Here is a 13,982-nt window from a genome sequence, read left to right as displayed (position 1 = left end):
CAACTAGACGATCACTACAGCCCGGATGGTACGACCTTGCCGTTGACCGTCACCTCGACCTGGCCGGTCTTCGTGTTGTACTCGATCCTGCCGTGCTCGAACGTCTCCCCGAGTAGATCGCCGACGGTGTTCGCGTCGTTGGTGGGTAAGCCCAGCGGACCTGCCGAACCGTTGTTGCCGGTGACCGCAGGCGCGCCGTCCGGGTCGCGTGGGATATTCCAGGCCTCCCGGATCTTGCCCAGGGTGACATATGCAGGCGTGCCGGCCTCGTCATTCTTGGCGGTGATCACGCCGCCCTGAAACTGCTGGAACACCACGCCGCTGTCCCGTTTTCCCGCATTGCGGTCACCTGTCAGCGGCTTGCCGAGAGCCTCCCTCTGACTCTGGTTTGCCGACGAGTATTTAGCAGCGATCGGGCCGGTCAGGGTCACCTCGACGTTGCTCTCCCCGATGAGCTTCACCTCGGTGGGCTGCGCTGGGGTTTTCGATGTGGAGGTGGCGTTCGCCCCGACTTTAGGTGGCGCCGACGCGTCGACGCTTTTGCCATTGCTGCAGCCCACCGTGATCAGCGCGACGGCGGCCAGGCTGACGACTGCCGCGTGACGGTTTGCGATCGTTTTCATGAGCTTCCTCTCGCGTTGTCCTGTGGTGTGGATCAAGTTGCGGTTGACCGCCTCGCCCCGCCCGGACCATAACCGAGCCATTTGATTGCATAGGCGATCGGCGGTCTTCGTAGCCCCCGACCGAACTTACAACGCGGTCATTGACGCGAGCGCGCCCCCCAACTTCAGCGTTGGATCACGGTCAACGAGCCGTGGTTGAGGTCGCTGGTGACGTATCCGAAATGTGTGGTTGGGTCGATGGCGATGGCGAGCGGATTGTTGCCGACGGCAAGGATTCCGGTGACGATGCGCCTAGCGGTATCGATTACCGACACGGACGCACCGCTGTAGTTGGCCACGTACGCGGTGTTCGTCGGCGGGTCCACTGCCACCCCCGCGGGGCGTTGCCCGACGGGCACACTAGCGGTGACGTCCAGGCTGATGGTGTCGACCAAGGACACCGATGCATCATCGCCGCTGGCGATATAGGCGGTGTGCGATGCGGAGTCGACGGCGATACCGGCCGGGTGGACGCGAAGCGCGACGGAACCGACGACGGTTCGGTTCGCGGTATCGATAACCGTCACCGTTGGATCGGCGGTGGTGACAAACAAGCGGTGGGCGGTCCGATCGATGGCCACCCGGCTTGGGCCTTTTCCGGTGGGCACCGTCGCCGTCACGGCATGCGTCGTCGTGTCGATGACCGACACCGATGCGTTATCACCGTTAGTGACATAGGCGATGCGGGCATCCGGGTCGACCGCTAATCCGCCCGGATGGGTACCGACCTCCACTCTGGCGATGACCTTGCTGCTGGTGATGTCGATGACCGACACCGAGGCGTCGTCGAAGTTGGTGACGTAGACGGTTCGGGTCGACGAATCCACGGCAACACCGACGGGGTGGCGTCCCACAGCAATCGTGGCGGTGACCGTGCGGCTGGTGGTATCGACCACCGAGACGGAGTTGGAACCGGTATTCGCGACATAGACGCTGTGTCCGGCGGAGTCGACCGCGACGCCGAAGGCGCCATTGCCCACCCGAATTGAGGCGGCGATCGTGGGTGGACCACTGGGCACCGCCGTCACTCCCGCACTGGGCGTGACTCCCCCGCTACTAGGCACCGGTGGCGGCGGGGTGGCCGCTGTCGGCCGCGTAGCTGCAGTCGTGGATGTGTGTGTGCGCAGAAGGTATACGCTTGCGCCCCCCAACACCACGACCACGCCAATCACTGCGGCGGCGACCACCCAATACCGCTTGGCGCGCTTGGGGTTTTGCACCACGTGCTGCAATGGGTCACCGTGCAGTGGTTTCTGCGCCCGCTGCGTCGCTCACTTGGAAATGAGTCCGCTTGTGTGTGGGCACTTGCACCGGCGTTGTGTGACTGCGCATTTGGGTCTGGTCGGCGCAGCGGCACCGTGATCGCATCACGCGCGGCCCGTGCCATCTCCACAGGGGTGGCGTAACGCTGCTCAGGATCCTTGGCCATGCCAGTGGCGATGACCGCATCGAATGCCGGCGGCGCGCCGGAGTCAGATGGTCGCGGCGGCGGCGCCGACAGATGCCCTGCCACTTGTTGTTCGATGCTGTCACCCGGAAAGGGGGCGCCTCCCGTCAAGCACTCATAGAGCACGCAGGCCAGCGCATAGATGTCCGAGCGTGCATCGGCCTGACCGACTCTGAAGCGCTCCGGGGCCATTTAACGCAGCGTGCCGACCACCGCGTCCGTCCCCGTCAGACCGGTCTCGCCCAGAACGCGCGCGATCGCGAAATCGATCAGATACGCGAAGTCGTTTTCACCGAGCAAGATGTTGGAGGGCTTGATATCCCGATGCACCAATCCAATCTTGTGCGCCGCATACACGGCGTGAGCCACCTGCTCGACGATGTGCACCGCACGTGAGGGAGCATCGGACCCGAGGCCAGCACGGTTGCCAGATCGCGGCCCTCGATCAGCCGCATGTCGACGAATAACCGCCCGTCGATCTCGCCGTAAGTGTGAATTGGCACGACGTGAGGGTCGTTTAACCGTGCTGCCGAGTGGGCCTCGCGACGGAATCGCTGTTGAAACGTCGTGTCCGCAGCAAAATGCGCTGGGAGTACTTTCAGCGCGACTATGCGATCGGTGACGGTGTCATAGGCGCGCCAGACCTCGCCCATGCCGCCTCGGCCGAGCAAATTGATTAGTCGGTACCGGCCGAATGGGGTCCCTTCCATGGAAACCTCCCGACGGCTGCAATTCAGCAACACCATAGTCCACCGCCGGGTGCGGCAGACTTAGCAACTGATACTGCGTCGCTAGCGACGTTAGAGCGATACGTCTCGAATTGATCGCGCGGAGCACATATCGACCGCGGCCAGGCCGAAATCAGCCGGCCGGTGGCACCGCTGGCGGACGACATACGTTGGCGGCCGGATCCCACCACCAGCCGTTATCGCATGCCAGCGGTTGTGGCCCGACGCCGAGTGGCCGGCATACATTCGCCGTCGGATCCCACCACTGGCCCGGCTCACATGCCAACGGTTGTGGCCCGACACCGAGTGGTCGGCAGACCTTGCCCGTCGGGTCCCACCACTCGCCGTCCGCGCAGGCGGCCGAACTCACGGCCGGTGTCGCGATAGTCACGGCTGCCATCGACGCCAACGCCATCATGACGACGGCAACAAGATGACGAACGGATGTCCTCACTGCAGGCCTCCTTTCGCGCGTATGCATTATCGAACCGGGCCCGGACACAGAGGTCAAGGCCCCTGCTCGATCGACCGCGGGGTTGGCCTCGCCACGTCGGGCGTGCATGTCGCGGCGTGTGGTACACCTTGCTTGCCCCCTAACCGACTGTGCAACAACAGCTTCCGAGAATCCGGCTATGCCCTAGTGTGGAGTGCGGCGTGTAATACAGTCCACATCAACGGATTTCGATGCCGTCGAGCCCGATCAGTACCGGACAAGCGCCGCTGAGCACCTTGTGTGCCACAGCGACTTTTCCTCGAGATCGACGCTGGCGCGAAGAAACGCCAGTGAGCTGCACGCTAGCGTTGATCTCGAGGTATCCCTGCGGGGGCGGCGCGCCAGGACGACCAATTTGGAAAACCCGCGGGTGGCATGCGTGGATCGCACAAACAGGTACGAGCACAGAGCGATTAACAAGAATCCTATCCGCAGCGCCCAGGGCGCCATGGAATGTCGATGCCCGTGAAAGACGAAGCCGGCGGCGAAAAATGTACATGCGCCGCCGAGCAGTGCAATCGGCAGGGAACGAAGCCAGTTGGCCGCGCGATAGGTCAGTGAGCTGCGGTCAGGCAGGCTGGCCCAATATTGAGCTATCGATGATTGGCGCTGAAGCGACATTTTTCCGACTGCCTCGACGATGTTGCAGTAGTACCGGCGTAGCCAGATGGTCAAGTTCGAACCGTCGCTGTAGTGGAATTTGGCGAACACCGATCTGATGCCCTCGGCATCCTCGATCGGCTCGATCTGGTCGACATCGGTAGTTGATGCCTGACTGTTGTCCGACCAAACCACCGTCATGATGAGGCAATTCGCATCCTGGGCTCCCAACGCCAGCATATGTTTCAATTCGGAGGGAAGGATGGGCCCGCGCGTTAATTCGACCAGCAATGGCTTGTCCTGCTTGTTCATCCTTGCCTTCCCCCGTGGCGAACATCAGTTCAACTGCATGCCGATCAGATCCATACCGCGGTAACCGTGCAGTGACGATACTCAATGAGGTTGCCGCGGTGGAATTGCCACTGCGACGCGTCATCTATCAGTTCAAAGGCTGCAACTTGTGGAAGATCCGCTGAAAATACGGGATGTCACTACACCGTAAATACATGTCGCTCAGTCGAATACACATTCAGCGCATAGGGTCGTTGCTGTGGATGCACGGTTCACGCAGCTGATCGACGGACGAGAGCTGGCCTGGGCGGAGCTGGGTGACCCCAGTGACTATCCGGTGTTCGCATTCCACGGCACGCCCGGTTCCCGTCACCAAATCCTCGTCGACTCGGCGTCCCTGCACGCTGCGGGCGTCCGGATGATCGTCCCCGACCGGCCTGGCTGTGGGGCTAGCACCCGGCAACGGCGGCGCGCGTTCGCGGGGTGGGCGGACGACGTGGCCGAACTCGCTGACCACTTGGGCATCCGGCGGTTCGCCGTCCTCGGAATCTCCGGAGGCGGGCCGTACGCGGCGGTCTGCGCCCGCTTCCTACCCGACCGGGTCAGTGCCGCCGCACTCGTCAGCGGGGTCGGTTCGCTCGCTGAGCCCGGGTCGGAGTCGGGAATGATGGCAGCCAACAGGTTGTTCGCCCGGCTTGGGCGGAGAGTGCCCGCGGCCAATGCCGTAATTTTCGGGCTCATCTTTCTATTCGGGCGCCGAGCTCCTCACCGGGTATTGCCGTTGTTGATGAACAGCATGCCGGCAGTCGACATCGGGGTGCTGTCGCGGCCCGAGGTGCTGAGCATGTTCATTAGCATGCTGGCAGACGCATCCCCTACTGCAGGCCGCGCTGCGGCGCAAGATTTCCGACTCTTCGCTCGTGACTGGGGCTTTCGGCTCGAGGACATCAACGTACCCGTGCAGGTGTGGCAGGGCGACGTCGACGTGAACGTCCCTGTGGCCCACGCACTGCGTCAGGCCGCAGCGATCCCGGGCGCCACCCTGCACGTCGTGCCGGGTGAAGGCCACCTCATGTTCGTCGACCATTTCGAAGAGATCCTGCGTGAGCTGCTTGACTCGAAGACCTGACGACGTCCTAAATCATCTGCAGCCCAGCAGGTTCGACTACCCTATCCACCGTCTTTGGTGGCCACCGCATACACGACATTGGTTTCGGCGCTGGTGATACCAGAACTGCGAACGTAATTAAGGTTCGTCGTGTGCACGCGATCGCGATCGTGCGGCGAGAGCTGCTCGACGGTGCCGCGATAGCCTGAGCCCAGTATCGCCGCCCACCAGGCTTCGGGCGACGTGATCGGATGTGCGCCGAATTCGGCTACGACCTCGGCCTGCTCCACTCCGCCCGCACGCATCACTTCACGCAACGATGCCGGATCGCAGATGCGATCCCACGGATTGAAGCCCTTGTAGAGATCGGGTCGGACCTCGCGGATCGAATCCCAGAAAGTGGTATTGGCGGGCTCGAGAAAGCGTGGTCCCCAGGTGGTGATCGCGAGCTTGCCGCCCGGGCGAACGAGGTGCCACAACGCCCGCACCGCGGCGCCGATATCGGGCACAAAAAAGACACCGAACACACACACGACCGCGTCGAATTCCTCGGGCGTCAGCCGGAGATCGAGCATGTCGCCGGAGCGAAACTCGATGTTGCGTAAGCCCAATGTCTCGGCCTTTGCGCGTCCCAGCGCGAGCAGCCGCTCAGCGAGATCGACACCGACCACCGCCCCGCGAGGCCCGACGATCTGCGCTGCGGGTATCGCCGAAGCGCCGCTGCCGCAACAAACGTCCAAGACCCGGTGGCCGGGTGCGAGGGCAAGCCGCTCGACGGTCTCGCGACCGAAGCGAGCCCAGAACGTATTCGCCGGATCGTCGAACGCATCAGCCGCCGCGTTGTAAGTCGCGGCGGCTCCGGTCTGCGCGTCGTGAGGAGTGCCGGAGGTCATCGCTCCCGAGACTAAATCGATTCGGGCACCTACCGCAATGTGCAATTGTGCCGGGCTGTTCCGTTGCAGTGCAGCACGTTTCGAACGACTCATCTTCAAGCCTAAGAACGCAGTTCTTAGGACATTGCAGGATGGACCAGGTTAGATGCTGGCTTTGCGGTTCGCTTGGTGCATATGCTCTGGACTATGTGTGGCGGTAGTGGGAACGATGTTCGCGGGGTGGCGCCCCGCGTCGTCGAGGGCGAGGCGGTCGATCCGATTGCGCTTGAACCGGTCGACGAGTTGGTGATCACGACTCTGGTCGACAACAGCTACGACGGCTTGATGACGGACATGGGCCCGGCGCGGCGAATGCCGATGAGCCGTACGCCGGCGGTGGAAGCGGCGCAATTCGACGGCGGCACCACCGTCCCGGGAATGCTCGCCGAGCACGGGTTCTCGGCGCTGGTCACAGTGCGGAGGGGCAACCGCTCACACACGCTGCTGTTCGATACCGGTGTCTCACCCGACGGCATGGCGACCAACATGGAGCGATTGGGTGTCGACGTCGCCGACATCGAAGCCGTCGTGCTGAGTCACGGCCACTTCGACCATGCCGGCGGCTTCGCCGGTCTGGCTCGCCTGCGCGGCCGCACCGGGCTGCCGTTGACTGTGCATCCGCTCGTGTGGAGCCGGCGCAGGATCGCCCTGCCGGGGCGTCCGGGCTGGGAACTCCCCGTGCTCAGCAAGTCTTCGCTGCAGTGCGAGGGTTTCGAGGTCATCGAGCGACGCCAGCCCTCGATCCTGCTTGACGGGAGCGTGCTGATCACCGGTGAGATCGACCGCACAACCGATTTCGAGATCGGAATGAAATTCCACGAGGTGTCGCGCGACGGTGCCTGGGAGCCGGATCCCCTGATCGTCGACGACCAAGCGCTCGTCGTCCATGTCCGCGGACTCGGGCTTGTCGTGCTGACCGGATGTGGGCACGGTGGGGCCATCAACATTGCGCGGCACGCGATGCGGCTCACCGGCGTCGATCGGTTGCACGGCCTGCTCGGGGGATTTCACCTGACCGGGCCAGGATTCGAGCCGATTATCGAACCCACCGTCGATGCGCTCGTGGCCTTGTCCCCCGGCCTCGTCGTCCCGGCGCATTGCACGGGATGGCGCGCCCAGGTCCGGCTCGCGACGGCACTGCCCGACGCTTTCGTCCCCAGCGCTGTAGGTACGTCGTTCGCCCTGGCCGCCGCCTGAGCCTGGAACTGCGACGTTATACTAGGTGCCGCAATAGCTTTCGGTTGCCGCGGCTGACGGCGCGAGCGTACCGTTCCGGCATGACGAATACATCTCACCCCCAACTCAGAGTGCTTGAGCGTGCCCGGGTTCTAGTCGGTAATTTCACGGCACTATCGGCGGCTGTGTTGATAATCGGCGGGAGTCTGGCCGTCGAGGCCGCACCACTTAGCCGCGCCGACTGGTGCGGCGATGGCGGACCGGCCCACGTTTCGCCAAGTGGCTGTACCGATCCCGTGCCTGCCTCGCAAGCGCCGTCCGGTCGCCCGCCATGGCTTGCGGCGATGGAACAGCGCGACCCGCAATTCGCCGGCTCTTATCAGGGGATGCGTGAACGAATCCTCGATGAAGGTGTCATTCCGGCCAAGTACAAGCTGCTGATGGGGATGATCACGGACACGATCGCCGCGCATCCTGACGGGGTGAGGTCGCTCGCCGACAACGCCCGCGCCGCGGGGGCCTCGGAGGCCGAGGTCACCGAAGCGGTCGAGGTCGCCTATCTCTACGGTGGCACCGCCGCGCTTGTCATGGGAGTCAACGCCTTCCCCGGTAGCTGATCGCAGGAAAGGCGATCGAGCCGTCCGTCACCCGGGATTTCCCTGGCACGATCACGATCACGTTGGCGCTGATCGACCTCGATCACTTCAAGCGATACAACGACGGTCACGGCCACGAGGCCGGCGATGCCCTCTTGGTCACCTTCGCCAATGCGATCCGTTGGTCAGTCCGTAGCGAAGACAAGGCCTTCCGTATCGGTGCCGACGAGTTCCTGTTCCTGCTCGTCGGCGCCCAGCCCCGAGGCCGAAAAAGTGCTTGAAAGGCTCCGTCGTCGCTGGGCCGAGCGCGCCCGCGATTCGCGTGCCGACTAACCGGAGAGCGGTTCGAACATGTGCGCCGGGTCGATGCCGATCTGCTGAGCAACATGGCTGGTGTCCCAATACTCACGCCAGTGGCTGACCGCCCCGTCGCGCACTTCGAAGACCGCGATCACGTGGAACGTTACCGGCACGCCACCAAGGGAATTCACGTCAACACGTTCGACCACGACGGTATCGCCGGTCGACACAATCGTGCGGATTTCGCTGCCGTCGATCATGCCGGTGGAAAGACTGTTGTGTTTCTCGAGTTCCGCGCGCGCCGCGTCGCGTCCGACGATCACCGGTGACAGCGGCACATGCAGCTGCCAAATGAAGTCATCTGTCATCAGGGCTGTTGCCGCACCGATGTCGATGCTCTGCCCGTAGAAGGCGTGGATGAAATCGAGCACGAGTCGCTCGGTGGCATTTTTTGCGGCAACGCCTGGTGGCATGTTCTCTTCCTTCGCTGGTCACCGGTCTCTTCGAACGCAGCCCGTCGGCTGCGTGAGCGCGAGCTGGTGGTGACTCTACGCCTAAATAAACTGATTGATTTAATGGTTCTCCAAATCTCGTTCAGACATTCGTGGTTGTCAGCCGACGGATCAGAAACAATGCGCCGTTCGTGGTCCATAAGGTGCCCAATATGTATCGTCAGATCCTCGACCCTGTCGCCCACTCGCTGGGCTGGAGTTCCCTGGTGGCCGCCCTGCCGCTGGCGATGCTCTTCCTGATGCTTGGGGTTTTGCGTGTGCGGGCGTGGCGGGCCTCACTGCTATCGCTGGCCGTCGCGATCGCCATCGCGGTTGCCGTGTATCGCATGCCGATTGGCCAGACGCTGCTGGCGGGCGGCGAGGGTGCCGTGTTCGGATTCTTCCCGATTCTCTGGATCGTGATCAACGCGATCTGGGTCTACCAGATGACTGTGCAGACAGGGCATTTCGATGTGCTGCGGCGCAGTTTCGCGAGTGTCAGCGACGACCACCGCATCCAAGCGATCATCATCGCGTTTTCGTTCGGCGCTCTACTGGAAGCCTTGGCCGGATTCGGTGCGCCCGTGGCGGTCACCTCGGTGATGCTGCTCGCCCTGGGATTCAAACCGCTCAAGGCGGCTGTCCTCGCGCTGGTTGCCAATACCGCACCGGTCGCCTACGGGGCGATGGCCACACCGATTATCACGCTCGGCAAGGTTTCCGGATTATCCAGCGAAGCGCTCGGCGCGATGGTCGGGCGTCAAACCCCCATCCTGGCCATCTTCGTTCCGCTGGTTCTGGTGGCCATCGCCGACGGTCGGCGCGGAGTTCGGGAAACCTGGCCCGCGGCGCTGGTGGCCGGCGTGGTTTTCGGCATCGGCCAATACGCCACTTCGAATTTCGTGTCGGTGCCGCTGGCCGATGTGGTGGCTTCGTTGCTGTCCGCCGGTGCCGTGGTGTTGCTGCTGCGCGTCCAGCGTCAGCAATCCGCACCGCGGGCTACCGTGGTCGCGGGCGGCGCTTCTGACACGCTGTCCCCCGAATTCGCTGCGAATCTCGGGCGTCCGGACTCGCGCATCGAGGTGGCCCGCGCGTACTCGCCCTACGCGATCATCATCGCCATTTTCGTCGTCTGCCAGGTACCGGCGGTGAAGAAATTTCTCGAACACGCGACCGATACCGTGCACTGGCCGGGACTGCACTTGTACACGGCCAAGGGCAGCCCGTCGACGCTGCCGAACTTCACCTTCAATCTGCTGACCACTCCGGGCACGCAGATGCTGCTAGCGGGCGTCGTCGCCATGGTGGTGCTGCGACTGTCGGTGGTCGGGGCCGTCAAGGCCTATGGGGCAACGCTGTATCAGCTCCGATGGGCCATCCTCACTGTAATGGCAGTGCTGGCACTGGCTTTCGTGATGAACGCCTCCGGACAGACCATTACCCTTGGCGCGTGGATGGCGGGGGCGGGCGGTGCTTTCGCACTGCTCTCCCCCATTCTAGGGTGGCTCGGTGTAGCGGTCACCGGATCCGATACCTCGTCGAATTCTCTGTTCGGCGCCCTGCAGGTGACCGCGGCTGCCAAGGCGGGTCTGTCACCGCTGCTGATGGCCGCCGGCAACAGCAGCGGCGGTGTGCTGGGCAAGATGATCTCCCCGCAGAACCTGGCCATCGCCGCGGCGGCGGTCGACATGCACGGAAAAGAGGGTGACGTTTTCCGCCGCGTGGTCCTGTGGAGCGTGGTGTTCCTGGTGTTTATCTGCGCCCTGTCGGGGCTGCAAGCCTCGGTGCTGTCGTGGATGGTGTTCTGACTATTGCCCGTGCGATTTTTCGCGCCATCCGCGCTCGAACGGCAACCGCCACGCGTTGGGCGCAATCAGTTGGTGAATGGCGTTGGGGCCCCAGGTTCCGGTCGGATATACCTTGGCGGGCGGCGGGTCGGTGAGCAGATCTGCCGAACGCTCCCAAAGGGATTCGATGCCCTCCGCGGTGGTGAATAGTGTGTGATCGCCGCGCATCGCATCGAGAATGAGCCGCTCGTATGCCTCGAGCGTTTGGTCCGCGGTGTCGATTTCCTGCGAAGAGAATTGCATCGACAACTTGTCGAGCCTCATCCCGGGGCCGGGCCGCTTGCCGTAGAAGGACAGTGACACCTTTGAGTTGTCGGCCAGATCGAACGTGAGGTGGTCGGGACCCTGAGTCCCCACGCCTGACCCTGCCGGGAACATGCTGCGCGGAGCCTCTTTGAACGCAATCGAGATAATGCGGATGCCTTCGGCCATCTTCTTGCCGGTGCGCAGGTAGATCGGCACGCCGGCCCACCGCCAGTTGTCGACGCCGACCTTAAGCGCGATGAACGTCTCGGTATCGGAATCCCTTGCCACACCGTTCTCTTCGCGATACCCGCTGTACTGGCCGCGCACCACATCTGAACACTTGACGGGCAGCATCGAGCGGAACACTTTGTTCTTCTCTTCGCTGATCGCATACGGCTCAAGGGCCGTCGGCGGTTCCATCACCACGAACGCCATCACCTGCAACAGGTGGGTGACGACCATGTCCTTGTAGGCGCCGGTGCTTTCGTAGAAGTTGGCTCGCTGGTCCAGACCGAGCGTTTCGGGAATGTCGATCTGGATGTGGTCGATGAAGTTCCGGTTCCAGATCGGCTCGAACAGACCGTTGGCAAAGCGGAACGCCAAGATGTTCTGGGCCGCCTCCTTCCCCAGGAAGTGGTCGATCCGGAAAATCTGGGATTCGTCGAATGTCTCGTGCAGGAAGTCGTTGAGGGCCACCGCACTGGCCAGGTCGGTGCCGAACGGCTTTTCCATCACCACTCGGGATCGCTCGACGAGATTCGCGTCGCGTAGCGTGGTGATGACGGCGCGGGCCGCTTTCGGCGGAACCGACAGATAGTGCAGTCGCCGCACGTTCGGCCCCAGATTGCTTTCGGCTTCGGCGACCGCGGCGGCCAGGGCCTCGGGCCCGGTGCCCTGCGGGACGTAGTGCACGATCTTCGCGAAGTCGGCCCACTGCTCGGGTGTGAGCTTGTGAGTGCCGTACGAGTCGATCGAGTTCTTCGCGATATCGCGGAACTCGTCATCGCTGAGTTCTTCGAGTGACGTCGCGACGATTTGGATATCGGGCGCGAGCTCGGATTGATCCAGATAGGCCAAGCCGGAAATCAGCTTGCGTTTGGCCAAGTCCCCCGTCGCGCCGAACAACACGATGACATGGGGGTCGAGCGGGTCGTAGTCGTGGCGGCGCGGACGTGAGTCAGGCGCCGGGTAAGAGATCGTCTGCGGTTTCTTAGCGGCCACTCCCGAGATACTTCCACTGTCGCGACATCTCCGCAGCGGTGGGCTCGCATCGGCTTGCCCCGGAATCAGATGTTCATCTGCGACCGCGCCAGGCCAGCATCGCCTCGAGCCGACAGAAGTCATACCCGTTGTCGTCTGGGTGGATTTCGGTGGTGAACAGCGTGACGCCCGCGTCGACGAAAGCATCCGCCGACTTGGCGTCGGTCCACGCCATCGCGCGTTCGATGCCGGCCTCGTCGCGTCCGGCGTCCGTTGCGAGCCGTTTGAGGAGCTCGTTCTTGCGCCGAAACTCGTCAATGGGTGCAAAGCTGTGCCAGATGTGGGCGTGCCGGGCCGCTGCGGGAATGGTGCGCCGCTCCCCGCCTCCGCCGATCAGGATCGGGATCTGACGCAGCGGGCTGGGCGTCAAATGGTTGAGCCGGTATTCGATGCGCTGCAAGCCCTCGTCGAACTGGTCCATCCTCGATCTGACAGTGCCGTATTCGTAGCCGTAGCCAATGAAGTCTTGCGGATACCAGCCGGCCCCGAGGCCGAGGATCAATCGGCCGCCACTGATGTGATCGACGGTGCGTGCCATATCCGCAACCAGGTCGGGGTTGCGATACGGCATGCCGCTGACGAGCAGTCCGATCTCGGCTCGACTGGTGATCTCGGCCCACGATGCAAGCGCGGTCCATGCCTCGAAGTTGTTGACTTCGGGCTGCTCATCCTGCAGTTGCGGGGTGCCGTCGACCATGTCGAGGAAGGGTTTGTGGAAGTGGTCGTAGCCGAATATGGCGTCAACGCCTAGCTCTTCGGCGTGCAACACCGCCTGGCGCCATGTCCGGTAGTCCGGTGTTCCACCCGCCCACAGCTGAACGCCTATCCGCACCGGACGTGACCGGTCTGCGGACACCGCACCGGTCTTCGACCCGGTCGTTGAGTCGGTCACGTTTCCCAGCCTTTCAGAACCCCCCGGGACGGATCTTTACGGCGTCGCCGGGTTACCAAGCTCAAACTGCGCGAACATCCAGTTCCTTCCCGTCGGCAGGAACCTCATTTTGATAGTGCCGGCATATCTGGTCCGCATCCGGGTAAAGCGAGCCGCCGGTAGAGCCGTCTCGGTCGGTGTGTCAGCATTTGGGAATGAGTGCACTCAGACTTATTCGTATCGTTGGCGTCGCTGCAGTGATGATGTGGGCGCTGGTTGCCGCGCCAATCTCCCCTACCGCCTCCGCTGATCCCTGCTCGGACGTCGAGGTGGTTTTCGCTCGCGGTACCCATCAGGACCCGGGGCTGGGCAACATCGGTCAAGCGTTCACCGACTCGTTTACTTCGAAAGTCGGCGGGAAGTCCGTCGGGGTCTACGCGGTCAACTACCCGGCCAACGACGATTACCACAACAGTGCGCCGGCCGGGTCTAACGACGCGAGCGGTCACATCCAGGGCACCGTCGCCAACTGTCCCAACACAAAGATCGTGCTCGGCGGGTACTCCCAGGGTTCGACGGTGATCGACCTGGCCACCCAGGCGATGCCGGCTGCGGTGGCTGACCATGTCGCCGCGGTTGCCTTGTTCGGCGAGCCGACCAGTCAATTCTCGAGCATGTTGTGGGGCGGCCAGCCGCTGCCCACGATTAACCCGGTTTACAGCGGCAAGACCATCAGCTTGTGCGCTCCCGACGATCCGATCTGCTCCGGCGGCGGGAATATTATGGCGCATGTCTCCTACATTCAGGATGGGATGACGGACCAAGCAGCCAACTACGCGGCCGACCGGGTCCGCTAACGGCCCCCCGCGCAGCGCCGCGCGACGGATCGCAACCTACAGAACAGATTTGGTGCACGGGACAGGCAGCACCGCGA

General features: G+C 63.2%; 14 protein-coding genes and 1 pseudogene. 6 read left to right on the top strand and 9 right to left on the bottom strand.

What is annotated here, in order from left to right:
* Positions 1-14: 14 nt before the first annotated feature.
* From DB708_RS17400 to DB708_RS17380, 5 genes and pseudogenes are all read right to left on the bottom strand, one after another.
* Positions 15-623, bottom strand: a complete 609-nt coding sequence (locus DB708_RS17400) for an LGFP repeat-containing protein (RefSeq protein ID WP_108924379.1) — start codon at positions 621-623, stop codon at positions 15-17.
* Positions 624-787: 164 nt separating this feature from the next.
* On the bottom strand, positions 788-1,681 hold the full coding sequence (locus DB708_RS17395) for a cytochrome D1 domain-containing protein (protein WP_133251022.1): 894 nt from the start codon (positions 1,679-1,681) through the stop codon (positions 788-790).
* A 293-nt stretch (positions 1,682-1,974) separates the two neighbouring features.
* A pseudogene (locus DB708_RS17390) lies at positions 1,975-2,819 on the bottom strand (serine/threonine-protein kinase); the annotation flags it as partial.
* Between the two features lie 151 nt (positions 2,820-2,970).
* Positions 2,971-3,291 (bottom strand): hypothetical protein, encoded by a 321-nt coding sequence (locus tag DB708_RS17385; protein WP_108923851.1) that lies wholly within the window; start codon positions 3,289-3,291, stop codon positions 2,971-2,973.
* A gap of 246 nt (positions 3,292-3,537) precedes the next feature.
* Positions 3,538-4,242 carry a hypothetical protein gene (locus DB708_RS17380; protein ID WP_108923849.1) on the bottom strand — a complete coding sequence of 235 codons (705 nt, stop codon included), beginning with the start codon at positions 4,240-4,242 and terminating at the stop codon, positions 3,538-3,540.
* A gap of 238 nt (positions 4,243-4,480) precedes the next feature.
* Between DB708_RS17380 and DB708_RS17375 the strand changes: the two genes are divergently transcribed.
* The gene (locus DB708_RS17375) at positions 4,481-5,350 is read left to right on the top strand and encodes an alpha/beta fold hydrolase (protein ID WP_165839846.1); all 870 of its coding nucleotides are present in this window, start codon (positions 4,481-4,483) and stop codon (positions 5,348-5,350) included.
* A gap of 41 nt (positions 5,351-5,391) precedes the next feature.
* Here the strand turns inward: DB708_RS17375 and DB708_RS17370 are convergent, their stop codons facing one another.
* The gene (locus tag DB708_RS17370; RefSeq protein ID WP_108923845.1) at positions 5,392-6,222 is read right to left on the bottom strand and encodes a class I SAM-dependent methyltransferase; all 831 of its coding nucleotides are present in this window, start codon (positions 6,220-6,222) and stop codon (positions 5,392-5,394) included.
* A 186-nt stretch (positions 6,223-6,408) separates the two neighbouring features.
* Here DB708_RS17370 and DB708_RS17365 point away from each other — a divergent pair, with 186 nt between their 5' ends.
* The 3 genes from DB708_RS17365 to DB708_RS17355 all read left to right on the top strand — a co-directional run bounded on the left by DB708_RS17365 (position 6,409) and on the right by DB708_RS17355 (position 8,314).
* Entirely contained in the window at positions 6,409-7,458 is a 1,050-nt protein-coding gene (locus DB708_RS17365; protein ID WP_108923843.1) for an MBL fold metallo-hydrolase, read from the top strand.
* A 323-nt stretch (positions 7,459-7,781) separates the two neighbouring features.
* Complete coding sequence (locus DB708_RS27320) at positions 7,782-8,054, top strand: carboxymuconolactone decarboxylase family protein (RefSeq protein WP_165839845.1); 273 nt, start codon at positions 7,782-7,784, stop codon at positions 8,052-8,054.
* A 62-nt stretch (positions 8,055-8,116) separates the two neighbouring features.
* On the top strand, positions 8,117-8,314 hold the full coding sequence (locus DB708_RS17355; RefSeq protein ID WP_272889496.1) for a GGDEF domain-containing protein: 198 nt from the start codon (positions 8,117-8,119) through the stop codon (positions 8,312-8,314).
* Between the two features lie 48 nt (positions 8,315-8,362).
* On the opposite strand, the gene DB708_RS17350 is transcribed toward DB708_RS17355, so the two are convergent.
* Complete coding sequence (locus tag DB708_RS17350) at positions 8,363-8,806, bottom strand: limonene-1,2-epoxide hydrolase family protein (protein WP_108923837.1); 444 nt, start codon at positions 8,804-8,806, stop codon at positions 8,363-8,365.
* A 191-nt stretch (positions 8,807-8,997) separates the two neighbouring features.
* Here DB708_RS17350 and DB708_RS17345 point away from each other — a divergent pair, with 191 nt between their 5' ends.
* Positions 8,998-10,632, top strand: coding sequence for an L-lactate permease (locus DB708_RS17345; protein WP_108924378.1), 1,635 nt, complete (start codon positions 8,998-9,000; stop codon positions 10,630-10,632).
* Here DB708_RS17345 and zwf read toward each other — a convergent pair whose 3' ends face one another.
* Together zwf and DB708_RS17335 are read right to left on the bottom strand one after the other, a co-directional pair.
* A complete protein-coding gene (zwf, locus tag DB708_RS17340; RefSeq protein WP_108923835.1) occupies positions 10,633-12,138 on the bottom strand; it encodes a glucose-6-phosphate dehydrogenase in 1,506 nt (501 codons plus the stop codon).
* Between the two features lie 73 nt (positions 12,139-12,211).
* Positions 12,212-13,069 (bottom strand): LLM class F420-dependent oxidoreductase, encoded by an 858-nt coding sequence (locus tag DB708_RS17335; protein ID WP_235616803.1) that lies wholly within the window; start codon positions 13,067-13,069, stop codon positions 12,212-12,214.
* Positions 13,070-13,263: 194 nt separating this feature from the next.
* Between DB708_RS17335 and DB708_RS17330 the strand changes: the two genes are divergently transcribed.
* Complete coding sequence (locus DB708_RS17330; RefSeq protein ID WP_165839844.1) at positions 13,264-13,905, top strand: cutinase family protein; 642 nt, start codon at positions 13,264-13,266, stop codon at positions 13,903-13,905.
* Positions 13,906-13,982 lie beyond the last annotated feature (77 nt).

The organism is Mycobacterium montefiorense, from assembly GCF_003112775.1.
GTDB lineage: Bacteria > Actinomycetota > Actinomycetes > Mycobacteriales > Mycobacteriaceae > Mycobacterium > Mycobacterium montefiorense.
The sequence above is the reverse complement of the archived record's forward strand: the minus strand, read 5'-3'. Positions and strand labels throughout refer to the sequence as shown.

Coding starts and splice junctions, on each gene's coding strand:
- DB708_RS17365 (WP_108923843.1), top strand. CDS start 6,409: ATGTGTGGCGGTAGTGGGAACGATGTTCGCGGGGTGGCGCCCCGCGTC.
- DB708_RS17400 (WP_108924379.1), bottom strand. CDS start 623: ATGAAAACGATCGCAAACCGTCACGCGGCAGTCGTCAGCCTGGCCGCC.
- DB708_RS27320 (WP_165839845.1), top strand. CDS start 7,782: ATGGAACAGCGCGACCCGCAATTCGCCGGCTCTTATCAGGGGATGCGT.
- DB708_RS17380 (WP_108923849.1), bottom strand. CDS start 4,242: ATGAACAAGCAGGACAAGCCATTGCTGGTCGAATTAACGCGCGGGCCC.
- DB708_RS17350 (WP_108923837.1), bottom strand. CDS start 8,806: ATGCCACCAGGCGTTGCCGCAAAAAATGCCACCGAGCGACTCGTGCTC.
- DB708_RS17345 (WP_108924378.1), top strand. CDS start 8,998: ATGTATCGTCAGATCCTCGACCCTGTCGCCCACTCGCTGGGCTGGAGT.
- DB708_RS17330 (WP_165839844.1), top strand. CDS start 13,264: ATGAGTGCACTCAGACTTATTCGTATCGTTGGCGTCGCTGCAGTGATG.
- DB708_RS17370 (WP_108923845.1), bottom strand. CDS start 6,222: ATGACCTCCGGCACTCCTCACGACGCGCAGACCGGAGCCGCCGCGACT.